Annotated in this window: 19 protein-coding genes; 6 read left to right on the top strand and 13 right to left on the bottom strand. The window is 66.8% G+C overall.

Going from position 1 to position 18,042, the window contains the following annotated elements:
- Positions 1 to 157 precede the first annotated feature (157 nt).
- From moaA to glp, 3 genes are read left to right on the top strand one after another with little or no spacing between them, the layout of a single operon-like run.
- Entirely contained in the window at positions 158 to 1,273 is a 1,116-nt protein-coding gene (gene moaA / locus VHA82_RS05300) for a GTP 3',8-cyclase MoaA (protein ID WP_325540958.1), read from the top strand.
- Complete coding sequence (gene mobA / locus VHA82_RS05295; protein WP_325540956.1) at positions 1,270 to 1,869, top strand: molybdenum cofactor guanylyltransferase MobA; 600 nt, start codon at positions 1,270 to 1,272, stop codon at positions 1,867 to 1,869. The genes moaA and mobA overlap by 4 nt, the downstream gene beginning before the upstream one ends.
- A gap of 8 nt (positions 1,870 to 1,877) precedes the next feature.
- The gene (gene glp / locus VHA82_RS05290) at positions 1,878 to 3,146 is read left to right on the top strand and encodes a gephyrin-like molybdotransferase Glp (protein WP_325540954.1); all 1,269 of its coding nucleotides are present in this window, start codon (positions 1,878 to 1,880) and stop codon (positions 3,144 to 3,146) included.
- Between the two features lie 164 nt (positions 3,147 to 3,310).
- Here glp and VHA82_RS05285 read toward each other — a convergent pair whose 3' ends face one another.
- The 11 genes from VHA82_RS05285 to VHA82_RS05235 form a co-directional block, all read right to left on the bottom strand.
- Complete coding sequence (locus tag VHA82_RS05285; protein WP_325540952.1) at positions 3,311 to 3,607, bottom strand: type II toxin-antitoxin system RelE/ParE family toxin; 297 nt, start codon at positions 3,605 to 3,607, stop codon at positions 3,311 to 3,313.
- Positions 3,604 to 3,834: an addiction module protein gene (locus VHA82_RS05280; protein ID WP_325540950.1), complete on the bottom strand. Its 231-nt coding sequence runs from the start codon at positions 3,832 to 3,834 to the stop codon at positions 3,604 to 3,606. The genes VHA82_RS05285 and VHA82_RS05280 overlap by 4 nt, the downstream gene beginning before the upstream one ends.
- A 327-nt stretch (positions 3,835 to 4,161) precedes the next feature.
- Positions 4,162 to 4,629 carry a hypothetical protein gene (locus VHA82_RS05275; RefSeq protein ID WP_325540948.1) on the bottom strand — a complete coding sequence of 156 codons (468 nt, stop codon included), beginning with the start codon at positions 4,627 to 4,629 and terminating at the stop codon, positions 4,162 to 4,164.
- A gap of 214 nt (positions 4,630 to 4,843) precedes the next feature.
- On the bottom strand, positions 4,844 to 5,092 hold the full coding sequence (locus VHA82_RS05270; protein WP_325540947.1) for a BrnA antitoxin family protein: 249 nt from the start codon (positions 5,090 to 5,092) through the stop codon (positions 4,844 to 4,846).
- Positions 5,093 to 5,198: 106 nt separating this feature from the next.
- Positions 5,199 to 6,287, bottom strand: a complete 1,089-nt coding sequence (locus VHA82_RS05265; RefSeq protein ID WP_325540945.1) for an exo-alpha-sialidase — start codon at positions 6,285 to 6,287, stop codon at positions 5,199 to 5,201.
- A 14-nt stretch (positions 6,288 to 6,301) separates the two neighbouring features.
- The gene (locus VHA82_RS05260) at positions 6,302 to 6,571 is read right to left on the bottom strand and encodes a MoaD/ThiS family protein (protein ID WP_325540942.1); all 270 of its coding nucleotides are present in this window, start codon (positions 6,569 to 6,571) and stop codon (positions 6,302 to 6,304) included.
- A gap of 51 nt (positions 6,572 to 6,622) precedes the next feature.
- Entirely contained in the window at positions 6,623 to 7,201 is a 579-nt protein-coding gene (locus tag VHA82_RS05255) for a hypothetical protein (RefSeq protein ID WP_325540940.1), read from the bottom strand.
- Positions 7,202 to 7,485: 284 nt separating this feature from the next.
- The gene (locus VHA82_RS05250; RefSeq protein ID WP_325540938.1) at positions 7,486 to 10,647 is read right to left on the bottom strand and encodes an efflux RND transporter permease subunit; all 3,162 of its coding nucleotides are present in this window, start codon (positions 10,645 to 10,647) and stop codon (positions 7,486 to 7,488) included.
- Entirely contained in the window at positions 10,644 to 11,873 is a 1,230-nt protein-coding gene (locus VHA82_RS05245) for an efflux RND transporter periplasmic adaptor subunit (RefSeq protein WP_325540936.1), read from the bottom strand. Before VHA82_RS05245 ends, VHA82_RS05250 begins: the two co-directional genes overlap by 4 nt.
- 220 nt (positions 11,874 to 12,093) lie before the next feature.
- Positions 12,094 to 12,543, bottom strand: a complete 450-nt coding sequence (gene rnhA, locus VHA82_RS05240) for a ribonuclease HI (protein WP_325540934.1) — start codon at positions 12,541 to 12,543, stop codon at positions 12,094 to 12,096.
- Between the two features lie 79 nt (positions 12,544 to 12,622).
- Positions 12,623 to 13,411: a class I SAM-dependent methyltransferase gene (locus VHA82_RS05235; protein WP_325540932.1), complete on the bottom strand. Its 789-nt coding sequence runs from the start codon at positions 13,409 to 13,411 to the stop codon at positions 12,623 to 12,625.
- On the opposite strand from VHA82_RS05235, the gene gloB reads away from it, so the two are divergent.
- The 3 genes from gloB to VHA82_RS05220 all read left to right on the top strand — a co-directional run bounded on the left by gloB (position 13,410) and on the right by VHA82_RS05220 (position 16,266).
- Positions 13,410 to 14,183, top strand: a complete 774-nt coding sequence (gene gloB / locus VHA82_RS05230) for a hydroxyacylglutathione hydrolase (RefSeq protein WP_325540931.1) — start codon at positions 13,410 to 13,412, stop codon at positions 14,181 to 14,183. The two genes, VHA82_RS05235 and gloB, sit on opposite strands and share 2 nt — an antisense overlap.
- Positions 14,183 to 15,742, top strand: coding sequence for a transglycosylase SLT domain-containing protein (locus tag VHA82_RS05225; RefSeq protein ID WP_414708627.1), 1,560 nt, complete (start codon positions 14,183 to 14,185; stop codon positions 15,740 to 15,742). The genes gloB and VHA82_RS05225 overlap by 1 nt, the downstream gene beginning before the upstream one ends.
- A gap of 140 nt (positions 15,743 to 15,882) precedes the next feature.
- Complete coding sequence (locus tag VHA82_RS05220) at positions 15,883 to 16,266, top strand: YXWGXW repeat-containing protein (protein ID WP_325540927.1); 384 nt, start codon at positions 15,883 to 15,885, stop codon at positions 16,264 to 16,266.
- A gap of 79 nt (positions 16,267 to 16,345) precedes the next feature.
- Here VHA82_RS05220 and VHA82_RS05215 read toward each other — a convergent pair whose 3' ends face one another.
- Positions 16,346 to 17,179, bottom strand: a complete 834-nt coding sequence (locus VHA82_RS05215; RefSeq protein ID WP_325540925.1) for an ABC transporter permease — start codon at positions 17,177 to 17,179, stop codon at positions 16,346 to 16,348.
- Positions 17,180 to 17,181: 2 nt separating this feature from the next.
- Positions 17,182 to 17,997, bottom strand: coding sequence for an ABC transporter ATP-binding protein (locus VHA82_RS05210; RefSeq protein ID WP_325540923.1), 816 nt, complete (start codon positions 17,995 to 17,997; stop codon positions 17,182 to 17,184).
- Positions 17,998 to 18,042: the final 45 nt, after the last annotated feature.

Raw genomic sequence — 18,042 nt, 5'->3', positions numbered from 1 at the left:
TCTGCGGGGTATGCACAGGTGTCGGTGCCGCTCGAACCGCGCCAGCCGATAATCAATCGATCTCAGGAGACGGACATGAATGCCTCGACCGTGACCCAGGCGAAACGATCCGTGATTTGACGGTGGAGCATCATCGACGCCACCCTGTAATGATTTGATGTCCGAACGAGTGATCCCCCTCGTCGACCAGCGCCTCGCCGCGCTGAGCGCGGCTGTGCCCGGGACGCCCGTGCCGGCTACCGGAACGCTGCTGGACCGCATGCACCGGCCGCTGCGCGACCTGCGCATCAGCGTCACCGACCGCTGCAACTTCCGCTGCAGCTACTGCATGCCCAAGGAAGTCTTCGACAAGGACTACCCCTATCTCCCGCACGCCGCGCTCCTGAGCTTCGAGGAGATCACGCGCGTGGCGCGCATCTTCGTCGCCCACGGCGTGCACAAGCTCCGGCTCACGGGAGGCGAGCCGCTCCTGCGCAAGAACCTCGAAATCCTCGTTGCGCAGCTCGCTGAATTGCGCACAGTGGACGGCAAACCGCTCGACCTCACGCTCACCACCAACGGATCGCTTCTCGCGCGCAAGGCCCGGGCGCTGAAGGAAGCAGGCCTGCAGCGCGTCACGGTGAGCCTCGACGGCCTGGACGACGCGGTGTTTCGCAGCATGAACGACGTCGACTTCCCGGTCGCGCAAGTGCTGGACGGCATCGCGGCGGCACAGGCGGCGGGCCTCGGCCCGGTGAAGGTGAACATGGTCGTGAAGCGCGGCACGAACGAACACGAGATCCTGCCGATGGCGCGGCACTTCAAGGGCAGCGGCATCGCGCTGCGTTTCATCGAATACATGGACGTGGGTGCGACCAACGGCTGGCGCATGGACGAAGTGCTGCCTTCGGCCGAAGTGCGGCGCGTGATCGCTTCGGCGTTTCCGCTGGTCCCGCTCGATCACAGCGCGCAGGGCGAAACCGCCGAACGCTGGGCCTACGCGGACGGCAGCGGTGAAGTGGGGTTCATCAGCAGCGTGACGCAGGCCTTCTGCGGGGACTGCAATCGCGCGCGCCTCTCTACCGAAGGCAAGCTCTACCTGTGCCTCTTCGCAAGCAACGGATACGACCTGCGCGAGCTCGTGCGCGGCGGCGCGAGCGACGAAGAGATCGGCTCGGCCATCGCGCACATCTGGCAGGGCCGCGCGGACCGTTATTCGCAGTTGCGCGGAACGCTCCCGGCCGCAGCCGAAAGCGGTCGCAAGCGTGTCGAAATGAGCTACATCGGCGGATGATCTCGCGCGACGACATCACGGGCCTCATCCTCGCGGGCGGCCGCGGCAGCCGCATGGGCGGCACCGACAAGGGCCTGCAGAATTTCCGCGGCATGCCGCTTGCGCTGCACACGCTGCTTCGCCTGCAGCCGCAGGTGGGCCACGCGATGGTGAACGCCAATCGCAATCTCACGGCCTACGAATCGTTCGGCGTGCCGGTGTGGCCCGATGCTTTGCCGGATTTCGCCGGGCCGCTCGCCGGATTCCTCGCGGGGCTGGAGCAATGCGACACGCCGTACATGCTCACGGTGCCGTGCGACACGCCGCTCTTTCCCGAGGACCTCGCATCGCGGCTTGCCGAGGCACTGGAACGCGAAGGAGCGGCGGTGGCGATGGCGTCCGCGCCGGAAGAAGACGGCAAGCTGCGCACGCAGCCCGTCTTCTGCCTGCTTCGGCGCGAATTGATGGAAAGCCTCGTTCGCTTCACGCACGAGGGCGGGCGCAAGATCGACAAGTGGACGGCGCTGCACAAGACCGTCGAGGTGCCGTTCGACGACGCGCGCGCCTTCTTCAACGCCAACACGCTGGAAGAGCTGCACCGGCTCGAACGCTCCTGAACACGCGCATGAAGTCCCTGGAACAGATCGCCGCCGAGCTGCAAGGCTATGACCCGCAGGCGCTGAGTGCCGAGGCCGTGGGCGAATTCCTCTCGCGCCTGGTCGAGCCGCTCGAAGCATTCGAAGAGGTCGGCATCTTCGACGCCTTGAATCGCGTGCTGGCCGAAGCAGTGATCTCGCCTCTCTCCGTGCCGCCGCACGACAACTCGGCGATGGATGGATTCGCGTTCGACGGAGGTCAACTGCGGGCCGATGCGCCGCTCACGCTGGAGGTCGTCGGCACGGCCTTGGCCGGCAAGGCGTGGCACGGCGAAGTGGCGCCCGGCCAGTGCGTGAAGATCATGACGGGTGCGATCGTGCCCGATGGGCTCGATACGGTCGTTCCGCAGGAATTCACGAAGCCCGCGGGAGACGGACGCATTCTCGTTCCCGCGAACGTGCTGAAGCGCGGTGAGAACCGGCGCCTGAAGGGCGAAGACCTGATGGAGGGCCGCCCCGCATTGCCGCGGGGCGAACGTCTCGGCCCCGCCGCGTGCGGCCTCCTCGCAAGCCTCGGCCTCGCGCGTGTGAAAGTGGTGCGCAAGGTGAGGGTCGCCTACTTCTCCACCGGCGACGAGATTCTGTCGCTGGGCGAGCCGCCGCGTGAAGGCGCGGTGTACGACAGCAATCGGTTCACGGTCTTCGGCTTGCTCACGCGGCTCGGCTGCGAAGTGATCGACATGGGGGTGGTGCGCGACGATCCGGCGCTGCTCGAAGCGGCCTTCAGCCGTGCCGCTTCAGCGGCCGACGCGATCGTCACGAGCGGCGGCGTGAGCGTGGGAGAGGCGGACTACACGAAGGCGATGATGAAGAAGCTGGGCGACGTCGCCTTCTGGCGCATTGCGATGCGGCCCGGCCGGCCGATGGCCGTGGGTCGCATCGGGCGCTCGGTGCTCTTCGGGCTGCCGGGCAATCCGGTCGCGGTGATGGTGACCTTCCTCGCGTTCGTGCGCCCTGCGCTCCTGAAGATGATGGGTGCGCGTGACTTGGCACCGCCGATGCTGCGCGCGCGCAGCGGGGAGCCCATGCGCAAGAAGCCCGGTCGAACGGAGTATCAGCGCGGTGTCGTTTCGAAGGCGGAAGATGGATCGCTGCATGTGCGCACGACCGGCAACCAGGGCTCCGGTGTGCTGAGCTCGATGGTGCAGGCCAACGGCCTCATCGTGCTGCATCACGCGCAAGGCAATGTGGCGGTGGGGGAGGAAGTGGATGTGATGATGTTCGACGGGGTGATCTGAGGTCAGCGGCGCGCTTCGGCGTGTCCGCTGGCACGTCCTGCCATCCGTGACGCCATCGACGGGCCTTCTTGACCGAACACGGAGACGTAGCCAGCGACCGCGGAGAGAAACCACTGCGGGGAGCCATGCCCGGGGTTGGCCAGGTTGACGGCTAAATTCGTGCCTCACTCGAGGCGCCGCACCCAGTAGCCCGGTCTTCTTGCGTCGGGTCGGATTGCGAAAACAACGATCTCCTGAGCATGCTCGCGATACACCACCGAGAACGGAAAACCTTTCACCCGCAACCGCCGGCAATCGCCTTCGTCTGGCCTGCCGCTTTTCGGTGAGTGCACGATTCGCGCGAAGACTTCATCGACAGCCACGCGAAACTTGGCACCGCGTCCCACGCGCACCGTTTCGAAGTATCTAACCTCGTGCAGAAGCTCCGCTCTCGCACCGGACTCCAGGCGCAACTGCTTCACGGAGCCAGCCGCTTGGCTTCAGCCATTACCTCCTTAGCATCGAAAAGCACTGCCTCGCCGCGCTCGTAGCTGGCGATTCGCCGGTGAATTTCCATCCGCCATGCTTCTTCGATTTCTGGATCCGGAGCATCCTCCAAAGAATCCAGCAGCAGGTCCACAAGTCGCGCGCGCTCCTCAGGGGCCAAAGCGCGGCCACGGCGGGCAAGCTCAGCAACGATGTCGGTCATGAAGTGCTCCCCTTAAGTGGAACTATTCTACGCGCGGGCGTCCTCTGAGCAGTGACGGCCCACGAAATTCCGTCGCCCCATCCTGCCACGTGCGCCTTCGCGAGGTCGGAGTGGATTCGTTCGAGGAGTTCGTAGCTCGTAAGGTCTGTAGCACGAACAGCCGGTGTCAACGAGAGCGCAAGAGCTGCGAGGACCAAGACGTGTCGAGCGATGAAAGCAACCTGACTTCGGAGATGAGCGGAACGCACCGGCAATGCGCCGAGAGACGTATGCGCACCAGCACGGCTCGCGGCGCCATGCCAGCTCGTATCCGCGTTGAACTATCTGCTAGACCGCATGTTCAGCCGCTCTCACTCGGTCGAGAGCTTGCTGAGGAGTGATAACCTCGACACCCAAAGCGGCGAGTTGAGGCGCTCGACCAAGAATCCCGCCTGGCTGGCTCTTTGACGCGCCATCCATCGTAACGAGCGGCCATTGCAGCCTCTCAGCAACATAGACCGCCCAGATGTCGTTTCGTTCGTTGGCGGTCTTGGCGCCGCCCGGGCAAAGAATATCCTCAATTTGGCCCTTGACTTCGAGGTTCTCACCGAACACCGGGTCCAGTTCCGCGAATGAGAACTCTTGCACCTTGTCAGATCGCTTTTGGCTGCCGTGACGTGCCTCCGCATGCACCTTGTCTGCATACATGAGGGTCACCATGTTCCGATCCCGATAGCTCTCGAGCTGATTGAGCGCGTCGTTCTTCTGGCGGGCGTTCACGCAGTTCGCATCGAGGAAGAAGGCAAGGGTCATCATGCGGTCCAACGTATGACCGGCGACTTGCGCCAGGAGGCCGCGAAGCGTGCGAACGGCGCAAGGCGTCCGTGTCGATTGCCATGATAGACATCAGCGGCCCCTGACCTCGAACTCGAATCGCTCGAACGGCCGACCTCCCAGAGTCTTGACCGGCGCCCACGAGGAGAGTGCGCGCAGCGCGCGGATGCACGTGTGCGCCGGAGGCGAAGGAGCGTTACACCGATGCATCACGAAACGCGCGCAGCACACTGTTGATCCGAGTCTGATACCCAGGGCCTTGCGCCTTGAACCACTCGAGGACGTCCTGGTCTACCCGCAGGGAGATGCTGGCTTTAGAGGGAAGCGGGTGCAGCCCGCGTCGCACCACACCACGAACGATGTGCTTGATGTCGGCCTCCGGATGATCGGATACTGCAGAGCCCTTCCTTCCTTGCAGACGCGCCCAGTCAGTCTTGGATTTCATCGAAGTAGATTTGCGCTTCGCGCCTGGTGGCTATGCGGAACGAGATGATGCGGATTTCACTTTCACTCTCCGTATGACCGAAACGGGAACGCCGGTGCGGCGCGCATCACTCCCCGAACCGCACCACCGCAATCGGCGGCAGATCGCGCGACAGGCACTGCCACGTCACGCCTTCATCCTCGCTCACCCACAGGCCCCCGGTGGTCGACCCCATCGCGAGCGTTTTTCCATCCGGTGTGCAAGCCATCGCATGCCGGTACACGAGGTGATACGCATCCTTCTGCGGCAGCCCGGTGCGATGGGTGATGAACGTCTTGCCGCCATCGCGCGTTTCGTTCACGACCATCTGCCCATCCACCGGCACGCGGTTCTGATCCGAATGCGCAGGCGCGAACCAGGCACGGTCCGGGTCGCTCGGGTGCACCACCACCGCGAAGCCGAAGCCGCTCGGCTTCGGCGAGGCAATCGCCTCCCAACGATTGGCGCCATCGGTCGAGCGGAAGATGCCGCCGTGATGCTGAATCCACAACGCATCCGGACGCCCCGCGCACGCATCCATGCGATGCACGTCCTGGATGTTGCCGTCGAAGCGGCGCTCCGGCGGCATGTAGGCGCCGGCGTCCAGCCCCTCGGACGTGTTGGCCCAGGTCTCGCCGCCATCGTGCGTCTGCCACACGCCACCGCACGAAATCGCGAGCGTCACGCGCTTCGCATCGCGCGGATCGACCGCGATCGAATCGATGCCCGCATGGTCGTAGCCGCCGCCGAACCATTCCTTGCGCTCGGGGCGCTCCCAGAGGCTCTTCACGAGCTGCCAAGAGGCGCCCTTGTCGTCGGAGTGAAAGAGTCCCGCGGGCAGGCACCCGGCCCAAAGGCGCCCCGGCCCCGCTTCCAGGCTCCACACCAGGTCCACGGTCCACGGCGTGGCGTCGTCGCTCCAGGGGCCTTCCTTCGGCTTTTCGGGGAAGGCGGGCGCCGGCATCTCCGCCCAGCTCAGGCCGCGGTCGAGGCTGCGTCTCAGCTTCACGCCGAAGTGCCCGAGCCGAAGCGCGGCATACCAGGCACCGGTGTGCGCATCCGCGAGCACCTGCGTGACCGGCTCGCCGGCGAATTCGGGCGGCGCAAGCCGCCAGCCCGCGTCGCCGCGATGGATCGTGAACAGGCCCTTGCGGGTGCCGACGAGCAGCGTGGTCATGCGTTCATCCTCCGTCATCCTCCGGTGAGTGCCTGTATCACGAGCACCTTGTCTTCGTCGGCGAGCGACGCGCTCAGGTCGGTGCGGCTCGCGATCATGCGCGAATTCACGAACACCGCGACATGCCGGCGCACCGCGCCCTGCTCGTCGAGCACGTAGCCGCGCAATGCGGGCGCGGCCCGCAACGCGGCTTCGAGCGCCTCGCCCACGGTGCGCGCGGTCACCTGCTGAGGCGGACATGCGACGTGGCGAGTGAGAGCGGGCGCGAATTCGACTTGCGGCACGGGGGGATTGCACAACGCGGCCGCCGCGCGGTCAAGCTGTGCGTGGCGGCCTCACGCGAAATCGCGAGGATCGCAAGGGGCCGGCCGCTCCCACCAGAAAGTCCGGGTCGCGGGCGCCTGGGACGCCGCGGGATCGCGCCCCAATGAATCGATCAGGGAATCGACGTGGCGGGTGTTCCTGAGGTTCACGAAGAGCGCCTTCGTTTGCACGGCAATCGAATCGCGCTGCCTCTGCACAAGCTCGTCGTTGCCGTCGAGACCCAGGTCGATCTGACACTTCATCGCGGTCACCATGAACGGCCTGCCGCTCGCGAGCACGCCACGTTCCCGGCACAGATTCTCGCGAACCTTGCGCAGATCGGCGAGGTTGCAGCCCTCGAATGGCCGCCTCACCTCGCGCTGCGGCGGCGGGCTGACTCCCCCGTCTCGCAGCGGCAAGCCCGGATCGATGCCGGCTTCACGGCAAGCCGCCTCGTGCCGCCTCCGGGCCTCGCTGTTGGCGAGAGCAAGCAACTCCATCTCAACGTACCTGTCGGCGAGCTGCTCCAGGTGATGCAGGTCCCGCGGTTGGAGTTGATCGGCCACGTGGCTGGCGTTGAATTCCGCGAACTCCGCGTGGATCTCATGCAAGTGGGAATCGATTTCTCGCCCGCGACCGTGGACCTCGTTGGCCGCGAGTGCCAGGGAAGTCGCGACGTCATCGGCAGTCGCCCCGGGCGATGTCTCCCGAGGCAGGAAGGATTGCGGACCAGGGCCGAAGCCGCTCGATGAGCCGACGCAATGGGATGCTGTCATTCTTGCTTTCCTTTTTTTGGATGTGGGTGGAAGAGGCCGATTCGCCCCGCCCTACGTAACATCGCGGAAGAACAAGTTCCAACGAGAAGCGTGTCGCCTGGCGAAGCGCACGCGGCGCGTCACTTCGCGATCAGATCGTGCGACGTGCCGCGCGAGAAGATCTTCTTGCCGAGCGCATCCAGATCCTGCACCGGCCCGCGCCCGCTGAAGCGCTCGAGCGCAAGGTAGATCGCGGGCGTGATGTAGAGCGTCACCACCTGCGAGAAGACGAGGCCCCCCGCCACCGCCAACCCCAGCGGCTGGCGCAGTTCCGCGCCCGCCCCGAGGCCGAACGCCATCGGCAGCGCGCCCATCAGCGCGGCCATCGTCGTCATGAGGATCGGCCGGAAGCGCAGCCGGCACGCCTCGCGGATCGCCTCCGCGGGCGCCATGCCGTCGTCACGCTGCGCATGCAGCGCGAAGTCGATCATCATGATCGCGTTCTTCTTCACGATTCCGATCAGCATCAGGATGCCGATGGTGGCAATGAGCGTGAGGTCGAAGCCGAAGAGCTCGAGCGTGAGCAGCGCGCCGACGGCGGCCGAAGGCAGGCCCGCGAGGATCGTGAGCGGATGCACGTAGCTTTCGTACAGCACGCCGAGCAGCACGTAGATCACGAGCAGCGCCGACACGAGCAGCACCGCCTGGCTGCCCTGCGAGTCCTGGAACACCGCCGCGTCGCCGCCGTAACTCGTGATGATCGAAGCCGGCATCTTGAGCGCGTGCGAGTACTCGTCGATCTTGCCGGTCGCGACGCCCAGCGGCGTGTCGGGCGCGAGATTGAAGGAGATCGTGATCGCCTGCAGCTGCCCCTGATGATTCACGGCCGTCGGCCCCACGGTGCGCTCCACCGTCGCGATGGCCGACATCGGCACGAGCGCACCCGACTTGCCGCGCAGGTTGATGCGCGACATGCCCTCTTCGAAGCGGCGGTCGGCATCGGTCGCCTCGAGGATCACGAGGTAGCTGTTGGACGCGCTGTAGATGGTGGAGACCTGCCGCTCGCCGAACGCGTCGTACAGGGCATTGCGAATGTCGCCGATCTGCACGCCCAGGAGGTTCGCCTTGTCGCGGTCGATGCGCAGCGACGCCTGAAGGCCCCGGTTCTGCGAATCGCTCGTGATGTCGCGAAACGCCGGGTCCGCCCGCATCCTGTCCATGAGCTTCTGTGACCACTGGGACAACGCGTCCGCGCTCACGCTTTGCAGCGTGTACTGGTAGCGGCTCTTGCTCTGCCGCCCGCCCAGCCGCAGGTTCTGCACCGGCTGCATGTAGACGGCGATGCCCGGCACGGTGCGAGCCTCGCGCCGCAACGACTCCATCACCTCGTGCATCTTCGCGCGCTCGCCACGAGGCTTCAGGACGAGAAACATGCGGCCGCTGTTGAGCGTGCCGGTGGGGCCGCCCGCGCCGGTGAACGACGTCACGTCCTGGATGTTCGGATCGGCCTTGAAAGCGGCCGCCACGCGGTCCTGCAATTCCTGCATCGCCGGAAACGAGATGTCCTCCGACGCCTCGGTCGTCACCTGGATCTGCCCGATGTCCTCCTCGGGGAAGAAGCCCTTGGGCATCGTGGCGCCCATGTAGCCCGTGAGCACGAAGGTCCCAAGCGCCACGACGAGCATCACCTTGCGGTGCGCGAGCGTCCAGTCGAGCGTGCGCATGTAAAGACCGTGCACGCCGCGGAAGAGCCGCTCGAACTGCCGGTTCACCCAGCCGCCCGGCACCTTCTCGATGTCCTCGTGGGCCGCGCCGTCGCTCTCCTCGTGCTTCAGGAGGCGGCTTGCCATCATCGGCACGAGCGTGAGCGACACGGCTGCCGACACGAGCACGGCCAGCGCCACCACGACGGCGAATTCATGGAAGAGAAGCCCGATCACGCCCGGCATGAAGAAGATCGGGATGAATACGGCCACAAGCGAGATCGAGATCGAGAAGATGGTGAACCCCATCTCGCGCGAGCCCTGCAGCGCAGCGCGCATGGTGGGCATGCCCTCTTCGATGTGGCGCACGATGTTTTCGAGCACGACGATCGCGTCGTCCACCACCAGGCCGACGGCCAGCGTGATCCCGAGCAGCGAGACGTTGTCCAGGCTGTAGCCGAAGGCGTAGAGCAGCGACATCGCGCCGATGAGCGAGATCGGCATCGTCACGGCCGGGATCATCGTCGCCGTCACGCGGTGCAGGAAGAGATAGATCACGAGCACCACGAGCATCACCGTGAGCGCGAGCGTGAGGTTCACGTCGTGCACCGCTTCGCGCACGGAGCGCGCCCGGTCGTTGAGCACCGTGATCTTGATCGACTGCGGCAGCTGCGCCTGGAAGGTGGGCAGCAGCTTGCGCACGGCGTCCACCACCTGCACCGTGTTCGCGTTGGGCTGCCGCTGCACCGACAGCATGATCGCGCGCTGGCCGTTGTAGCTCGCGGAGGTCTTCACCGATTCGTAGCTGTCCTCGACCTTCGCGACTTCCGAAAGGCGCACCGGCGCGCCGTTGCGCTGCGCGACGATGATGCCGGAGAACTCGGCCGCGTTGCGCAGCTGCGCGTTGGCCTGGATCGTGAGCGTCTGGCGCGGGCCGTCGAGCACGCCCACGGGCGTGTTGGAATTGGCCGCCTTGATCGCGTTGGCGAGTTCGTCGAGCGTGATGCCGCGCGCGTTCAGCAGATCGGTGTCGGCGCGGATGCGAACGGCGAAGCGCTTTTGCCCGTACACGTTCACCTGCGCCACGCCGTCGATCGTGGAAAGCGTCGGGGCGATCAGGTTTTCGGCATAGTCGTCGAGCTCGGCAAGGCCCATCGAAGGCGAGTCGAGCGCGATGAAGAGCACCGGCGCGTCGGCCGGGTTCACCTTGCGGTACGACGGCAGCGTCGTCATCTCCGCGGGCAATGCGCGCTGGGCTCGCAGGAGCGCCGCCTGCACGTCGACCGCCGCCGCATCGATGTCGCGCGAGCTTTCGAATTCCAGCGTGATCTGCGTGCTGCCGAGCGTGTTGATCGAGCTGATGAGCTTCAGCCCCGCGATGGTGGAGAACTGCTTTTCGAGCGGCAGCGCGACCGACGAGGCCATCGTGTCCGGCGCGGCGCCGGGCAGTTGCGCATACACCGCGATCACCGGCGTGTTGTAGCTCGGAAGCGCCGCGATCGGGATGCGCATGTAGGCGAGCACGCCCGCCACCACGAGCGCCGCGCTCAGCAGCACGGTCATGACCGGACGGCGGATGCACAGCTCGGAGATGTTCACGTCGGGTCCTTTCGCGCCACCGAGGCGCCGCCGCCCGGCACGCCCGGCGCGCCGCCGTCGGGGGCGCTCCCCGCGCGTTCGACGCGCACTCGCGAGCCGGGCCGCAGGTTCTGCTTGCCCTCCACCACCACGCGCTCGCCCGCCTGCACGCCGCGCACGGCGGCGTTGTCGCCCATCGCATAGTCGATATCGACCCGGCGCGGCTGCGCGAGCCCGTCCTTCATCGTGTAGACGATGCGGCCGTTCGGGCTCGTGATGATCGCGGCCATCGGCACCACGATCGCGTCCTTCAGCACCTTCACCGTGATGCTCGTGTTCACGTACTGGCCGGGCCACAGCGCGTTGTCGCGATTGTCGAACTGCGCCTTGGCGCGCACCGTGCCCACCTGCGGGTCCACCGTGTTGTCCACGAAGCTCAGGAAGCCCTTCAGCGGCACGGCGCGGCCCGCGACGGATGCGAACACGGGCGAGCGCGTCTTCGCGGCCTCGAGCAGGTCCTGCAGGCGCCCTTCGGGCACCGGAAAGGTGACGGCGATCGGGTCGAGCTGCGTGATGGTGACGAGCGTCGTGGCCGGCTGCACGAGCGTGCCGGCGAAAACGGGAATCGCGCCCGTGCGCCCGGAGATCGGCGCGCGGATGTCGTCGTAGCTGAGCGCCACGGCCGCGGCCCGCACCGCGGCCTTGTCCGCTTCCACGGCGGCGCGCTGGGCCTCGAGCTGCGCGAGCACGTTCTCCGTCGCGCTCTTGGCGATGAAGTTCTGCTGCAGGAGCTCCTGGCTGCGCCGGTACTGGCGATCGAGGTCCGAGAGCGTCGCCTGGTCCTTCAGCTGCTGCGCGCGCGCCTTCTCGAGGTTGGCCTGGTCCGCTCGCGCGTCGAGCGTGAAAAGCGGCTGGCCCGCGCGCACGTAGTCGCCTTCCTTCACGTGGACCTTCTGCACCACGTTGCTCACCTGCGGGCGGACGTCGACGCTGTTGAGCGAAACGACGTTGCCGTTGACGGTCACGGTGACCGGCACGTCCTGCTTCTGCGCGGCGGCGAGGGTGACGAGAACGCCGGGCCCCTGGGCGCCGCTCGCGCCGTGCTCGACCGCGTTGGCGCCGCGCGTGGCGGCAGCCCCCGCAGCGCCGGAGGCGGGGCGGCTCGCCGCGTTGAACCACCAGGCGGCGGCAAGTGCGAGGACGACGACGCCCGCGGCGCCGGAGATGTAGAGAGCCTTACGAGCCATGAAATGCAGTGTCCCGTCTCGAAAATCCCAAGGCGCACCCGGGCCTCGCCGGCGGGGCGCGCTCGTTGTTGCACGGCAGCAGTCGCAAGGGCCAATGTAACAGCAGGCGACGCCGAAAGACACCTTCGGTATCGCCGCAAGCGAGTCGCGCTGCGTGGTTTTGCCGCGGATTGGCCCGGCTTTACCGCGCATTTACTTCGGGGAAGTCCGTCGGCCTCTTTCAGTGCCCCGAGCCGACTTGCAGCACGCCCAGGTTCGCGAGCGCATCGGCGCGCTCGTTGCCCGGATCGCCGTTGTGGCCGCGCACCCAGCGCCAGTCCACCACGTGGCCGCTCGTCGTGAGCAGATCGTCCAGACGCTGCCAGAGTTCCACGTTCTTCACGGGCTGCTTGCTCGCGGTGCGCCAGCCCTTGGCCTTCCAGCCGGGGAGCCACTCGGTGATGCCCTTCAGCACATACTGGCTGTCGAGATAGAGCGTCACCGCGCACGGCCGCTTGAGCGCCTCCAGCGCGCGGATCACGGCCGTGAGCTCCATGCGGTTGTTGGTGGTGCTGCGCTCTCCCCCATGCAGTTCCCTCACCGTATCGCCCGATTGCAGGAGCACGCCCCACCCCCCCGGCCCGGGGTTGCCCTTGCACGCCCCGTCCGTGTAGATCACGACAGGCGTCATGCGACCCCCACGCTTGTCACTGCGTGTCCTGCGTTGCCGCCCGAGGCGGCCCCCGCGCCTTGGGACGGCCGGGCGGCGCTCATGACTTGTGAATCCGGTGCGGCCGATGCCGGTGGCTGCGGTTGGCGAGCGGCACGGGCGCGGTCGCGAGCGGCTTGGACGTCTTCCACGCCGCCCCGATCAACTTCACGCCGCGCACGCGCTTCACCGCGACCACGAAGTGCACGGCCCCGAAGATCGGCCACCAGCGCTCGCCCAGGCGATCCATCCAGTCGAAGCGCGCGAGCCACTTGTCGGTGGAGAACGCGGGCCGCCAGCAGCCGAAACTCGTCGACTCCACCTCGAAGTCCAGGAGCCGCAGCCAGTCGCGCAGGCGCCGCCAGCCGATGAATTCGCCCGCGTCGGGCAAAAAGAGCTGCCCGAACCCGAGCCGCCGGTAAAGGTGCGCGCGCCGCTGCCTCAGGCCCCAGAGGCTCGCCGGATTCATTCCGCAGATCACGACCTTCCCCTCGGGCACCAGCACGCGCCCGACTTCGCGCAGGGTCGCGTGCGGGTCCGCGTTCAGCTCGAGCGAATGCGGCAGCACGACGAGGTCGAGGCTGTTCTCCTCGAACGGCAAGGCCGAGAATTCTGCGATCACCGCGGGGCGGCGCAGCGTCTGCAAGGCTTCCTCGGGCGACAGCGCGAGCCACTTGTGCGGCATGCGGTTGGCTTTCAGCGCGTCGAGCGCGGGCAAGCCAAGCTGCACGGCGTGATAGCCGAAGATGTCGGCCACGGCGCGGTCGAACTCCTCTTCCTCCCAGGCGAGCAAATAACGCCCCGGGGGGGTTTCGAACCACTGCTGCATTTCTATAATCTGCTCGCTCATGAAATTCATTCCGCTGCCCGCCTTCCAGGACAATTACCTGTGGATGTTGCATGACGGGCATCGGGCCCTGGTGGTCGACCCGGGCGATGCGAAACCGGTGCTTCAGTTCCTGCGGCATTCCGGCCTGCAACTGGCGACGATTCTAGTCACCCACCATCATCCGGACCACATCGGCGGCGTGGACGAACTGCGCGACGCCACGGGCGCGCAGGTGTACGGCCCCGCGCGCGAGAAGATCCCCGAGCCGCTCACCCGCCTCGCGCAAGGCGACGAGATCACGGTGCTCGGATTGCGCTTCCGCGTCTTCGACGTCCCGGGCCACACCGCCGGCCACATCGCCTATTACTGTGAAGAAGTGGACGGCGCTCCACTTCTTTTCTGCGGCGACACGCTCTTTTCCGGGGGCTGCGGGCGCCTTTTCGAAGGCACCCCCGCGCAGATGCTCGACTCGCTGCACAAGCTGGCCGCGCTGCCCGGCAACACGCGCGTGTGCTGCACCCACGAATACACGTTGGCGAACCTGAAATTTGCCAAAGCGGTGGAACCGGGCAATGATGAGCTCGCCCACTACTTCGACCACTGCGAGAGCCTGCGCGCCTCGGGCCTGCCGACGCTTCCCTCCAGCATCGGCCGGGAACGTCGCATCAACCCGTTCCTGCGCGCTCGCGAGCCCGCGGTCCAACGGGCGGCTCAGGACTACAACGGCGCCGACCCCGGCGACGAAGTGGCGGTGTTCGCGGCGATCCGCCAATGGAAGAACGAATTCAAATGATGTTCAAGCCCCTCCTCCTTGCGTTGTCGATCGCGGCAGCGCTGGCCGGCTGCGCCACCACGCAGCCTCCCGCGCCCGAGGCGCGCACCGAGCCGAAACCCGCACCCATCCTCGCCGCGCCGGCCAGACTGCCGGCCGTCATCCCCTCCGGACCCCTTTCGGAAATCACGTCGAGCGACCTGAGCTCGCGCCAGGTCGTCGCGCTGCAGCCGCCGCCCGACCTCTGGGTGCGCATTCGCGCGGGCTTCAGGATGCCCGACCTCGACAACGACCTCGTGCACCAGCAGGAACAGTGGTATGCCACGCGGCCGGACTACATGCAGCGCATGACGGACCGCTCGCGCAAGTACCTGTTCCACATCGTCGAAGAGCTCGAGCGCCGGGGCATGCCCACCGAACTCGCGCTGCTGCCCTTCATCGAAAGCGCTTTCAATCCGCAGGCGGTGTCGAGCGCGCGCGCCGCGGGCATGTGGCAGTTCATGCCGCAGACCGGCCGGACGTTCGACCTGAAGCAGAACGTCTTTCGCGACGACCGGCGCGACGTGCTGGCTTCCACCCGCGCCGCGCTCGACTACCTGCAAAAGCTCTACGGCATGTTCGGCGACTGGCACCTCGCGCTTGCCGCCTACAACTGGGGCGAAGGCAACGTAAGCCGCGCGATCGCGCGCAATCAGGCGAAGGGGCTCGGCACGACCTACGCCGATCTCCCCATGCCCAACGAAACGCGCAACTACGTGCCGAAGCTGCAGGCGGTGAAGAACATCATCGCCAATCCGGACCAGTTCCACGCGGAGCTGCCGCTGATCGAGAACCACCCCTACTTCCAGATCGTCACGGTACAGCGCGACATCGACGTCGAGCTCGCCGCGAAGCTGGCGGACGTGGAGATCGCCGACTTCAAGGCGCTCAATCCGCATCTCGCGCGGCCCGTGATCCTCGCGGCCGGCACGCCCGAGATCCTGCTGCCGTGGGACAACGCGGCCGTCTTCAAGCGCAACTATCAGGACTATTCGTCCGGCCGGTTCGCGAGCTGGACGGCGTGGGCCGCGCCTTCCACCATGACCGTGGCCGATGCGGCGCACCGCGTGGGCATGAGCGAGGCCGATCTGCGCAGCGTGAATTCGATCCCGCCGCGCATGCTGATCAAGGCCGGCTCGGTGCTCATCGTGCCGCGCACGGGCAACCGCACGGAAGACGTGACGAGCCACGTGGCGGACAACGGGCAGCTGAGCCTCGCGCCCGAAATCGTTCTGAGGCGCACCGTCGTGCGCGCGGGCAAGCGCGACACGGTCGCGACCATCGCGCGGCGCTACAAGGTCGCCCCGTCGCAGGTGGCGGCATGGAACGACGTGGGCAGTGCCGCACATTTCCGGCCCGGGCAGCACGTGGTGCTGCATCTGCCCGTGCGCGCATCGTCGCGGCCGGTGCATGTGGCCACGAAAGCCGTGGTCCGCACTCGCGCGGTGTCCAAACCTGTCGCGCGCACCGCGGCCAAAGCCCACCCGAAGAAGCTCGCCGTGCGCGGCAAGCGCGCGGGCGTGAAGCAGGCGAGCCGCTGAGGTCGACACATCCGGTCACGCCGCTTCACGCGAGCGCAAGCAGGACAATTCCGACGGGTACTCGCTCTGCGCGCCGATCCGGCGGGCGCTCTCTTCACTGCACAGTCGTGGTTGCACAGCATCAGTGAAGGAGATCGACCATGCTGAAGAAAATTTTGCTCGGTGCGGCCATGGCCGCTGCTTTCGCCGGTTTCGGCGCTTCCGCGCAGGCGGCGACGAGCCTCGTCATCACCACGGCGCCCCCCGCGCCCATGCACGAAGTGGTGCCCGCGCCTCGCCGGGGCTACGTGTGGGTGCCGGGTCACTACGTCTGGCGTCATGGCAACTATGCCTGGATGGGCGGCCACTGGACGCGCGAGCGCCTGGGCTACGCCTATGTCGAGCCGCGCTGGGAGCAGCATGGCGACCGCTGGGTGATGATCGGCGACCGCTGGGAACGCCACCACCGCGGCATGCACGACAACGATCACGACGGCGTGCCGAACCGCTTCGATTCGCGGCCGAACAATCCGCATCGCGGGTAAGACTTGAGGGGCGCCCCCCCCCTACACCGACCCTCTCCCCAATGGGGAGAGGGAGCAAGGCCATCCGACATCGGGACGGTCAGAGCTTTTCGGTTTCGCCCTGGCGCGGCTGCCACTTCATGAGCCGCGCTTCGATGCGTCCGACGATCCCATCGAGGATCAGCGCGAATGCCGTGAGCACCACGATCCCCGCGAACACCGTGTTCACGTCGAACGTGCCTTCCGCCTGGAGGATCAGGTAGCCGACACCGCGCGCGGAACCCAGATACTCGCCCACCACGGCGCCCACGAAGGCGAGGCCCACCGACGTGTGCAGGCTCGAAAACACCCAGCTCGTCGCGCTCGGCAGATAGACCGTGCGCAGCAGCTGGCGCTGGTTCGCGCCCAGCATGCGCGCGTTGGCGAGGATCACCGGGCTCACCTCGCGCACGCCCTGGTAGACGTTGAAGAACACGATGAAAAAGACGAGCGTCACCGCAAGCGCCACCTTGCTCCAGATGCCGAGGCCGAACCACAGCGCGAAGATCGGCGCGAGGATCACGCGCGGCATCGAGTTGAGCGCCTTGATGTAGGGGTCGAGAATCGCGCTCGCCGTGGGCGCGAGCGCGAGCCACAGCCCGAAGGCGAGGCCCAGCAGCGTTCCGAACGCGAAGGCAAGCACCGTCTCCAGCAGCGTGATGCCCAGGTGCAGATAGATGTCGGCATGGCCCGGCAGACCTTCGGGAAAGAGCGCATTGGCCGGGACATCCACCGGCAGGAACCACGACCAGATGCGGCCCGCGACGGTGACCGGCTCGCCGATGAAAAACGCCGTCTGTTCGTTGCGCGAAAGCAGATGCCAGGCCACGAGGAGAACCACGAGCGACGCGAGCTGCCACCACAGCAGATTCTTCTCGCCGGGCTTCAGGTTCATCGTCACGCCGCCTTCTTCAGCTGCTGCGCGTAGCCTTTGAGCACTTCCTCGCGCAGCACGGACCAGATGCGCGAATGCAGTTCCACGAAGCGCGGATCGACCCGCACTTCGGCGACGTCGCGCGGGCGCGGCAGGTCGATCGGGAATTCGCCGATCGGCCGCGTGGCGGGGCCGGCGGAGAGCACCACGACGCGGTCGCTCATCGCGATCGCCTCGTCGAGGTCGTGCGTGATGAAGAGCACGGCCTTGCGCTTGGCCGCCCACAGTTCCAGCACTTCGTTTTCCATGAGCTGGCGCGTCTGGATGTCGAGCGCGGAGAACGGCTCGTCCATGAGGATGATGTCGGGGTCGAGCGCGAGCGTCTGCGCGAGCGACGTGCGCTTGCGCATCCCGCCCGAAAGCTGGTGCGGATACCGGTCGCCGAATTCGCCGAGGCCCACGCGCGCGAGCCACGCCTGCGCCTGCGCGCGCGCATCGGCCATCGGCACACCGCGGTATTCGAGCCCCATCATCACGTTGTCCAGGGCATTGCGCCACGGCATCAGCGCCTCGGCCTGGAACATGTAGCCCGCGCGGCGGTTGATGCCGGCAAGCGGCTCGCCGAACACCTTCACTTCGCCGGACGACGCTTCGAGCAGGCCGGCCGCGATGTTCAGGAGCGTGGACTTGCCGCAGCCCGTCGGCCCGACGACGGAGACGAATTCGCCCGCCTTCACGTGCAGGGTGGTGTCGGCAACGGCGGTATAGCGCTGCCCGCCGCCCTCGCGCGAGCGGAACGTGACGGTGATGCGATTCAGCTCGAGCGCGTACGGCGTCATGCCTGGCTGACTCCCTCTCCCCTCTGGGGAGAGGGTTGGGGTGAG

The organism is Ramlibacter sp., from assembly GCF_035548915.1.
Taxonomy (GTDB): Bacteria; Pseudomonadota; Gammaproteobacteria; order Burkholderiales; family Burkholderiaceae_C; genus Ramlibacter.
This window is presented reverse-complemented; position numbering and strand designations above follow the sequence as displayed.

Excerpts from the sequence above, each read along its gene's own strand:
- moaA (WP_325540958.1), top strand. The coding sequence starts at position 158 with ATGTCCGAACGAGTGATCCCCCTCGTCGACCAGCGCCTCGCCGCGCTG.
- mobA (WP_325540956.1), top strand. The coding sequence starts at position 1,270 with ATGATCTCGCGCGACGACATCACGGGCCTCATCCTCGCGGGCGGCCGC.
- glp (WP_325540954.1), top strand. The coding sequence starts at position 1,878 with ATGAAGTCCCTGGAACAGATCGCCGCCGAGCTGCAAGGCTATGACCCG.
- VHA82_RS05280 (WP_325540950.1), bottom strand. The coding sequence starts at position 3,834 with ATGACCGACATCGTTGCTGAGCTTGCCCGCCGTGGCCGCGCTTTGGCC.
- VHA82_RS05275 (WP_325540948.1), bottom strand. The coding sequence starts at position 4,629 with ATGATGACCCTTGCCTTCTTCCTCGATGCGAACTGCGTGAACGCCCGC.
- VHA82_RS05270 (WP_325540947.1), bottom strand. The coding sequence starts at position 5,092 with ATGAAATCCAAGACTGACTGGGCGCGTCTGCAAGGAAGGAAGGGCTCT.
- VHA82_RS05265 (WP_325540945.1), bottom strand. The coding sequence starts at position 6,287 with ATGACCACGCTGCTCGTCGGCACCCGCAAGGGCCTGTTCACGATCCAT.
- VHA82_RS05245 (WP_325540936.1), bottom strand. The coding sequence starts at position 11,873 with ATGGCTCGTAAGGCTCTCTACATCTCCGGCGCCGCGGGCGTCGTCGTC.
- rnhA (WP_325540934.1), bottom strand. The coding sequence starts at position 12,543 with ATGACGCCTGTCGTGATCTACACGGACGGGGCGTGCAAGGGCAACCCC.
- gloB (WP_325540931.1), top strand. The coding sequence starts at position 13,410 with ATGAAATTCATTCCGCTGCCCGCCTTCCAGGACAATTACCTGTGGATG.
- VHA82_RS05235 (WP_325540932.1), bottom strand. The coding sequence starts at position 13,411 with ATGAGCGAGCAGATTATAGAAATGCAGCAGTGGTTCGAAACCCCCCCG.
- VHA82_RS05225 (WP_414708627.1), top strand. The coding sequence starts at position 14,183 with ATGTTCAAGCCCCTCCTCCTTGCGTTGTCGATCGCGGCAGCGCTGGCC.
- VHA82_RS05220 (WP_325540927.1), top strand. The coding sequence starts at position 15,883 with ATGCTGAAGAAAATTTTGCTCGGTGCGGCCATGGCCGCTGCTTTCGCC.
- VHA82_RS05215 (WP_325540925.1), bottom strand. The coding sequence starts at position 17,179 with ATGAACCTGAAGCCCGGCGAGAAGAATCTGCTGTGGTGGCAGCTCGCG.
- VHA82_RS05210 (WP_325540923.1), bottom strand. The coding sequence starts at position 17,997 with ATGACGCCGTACGCGCTCGAGCTGAATCGCATCACCGTCACGTTCCGC.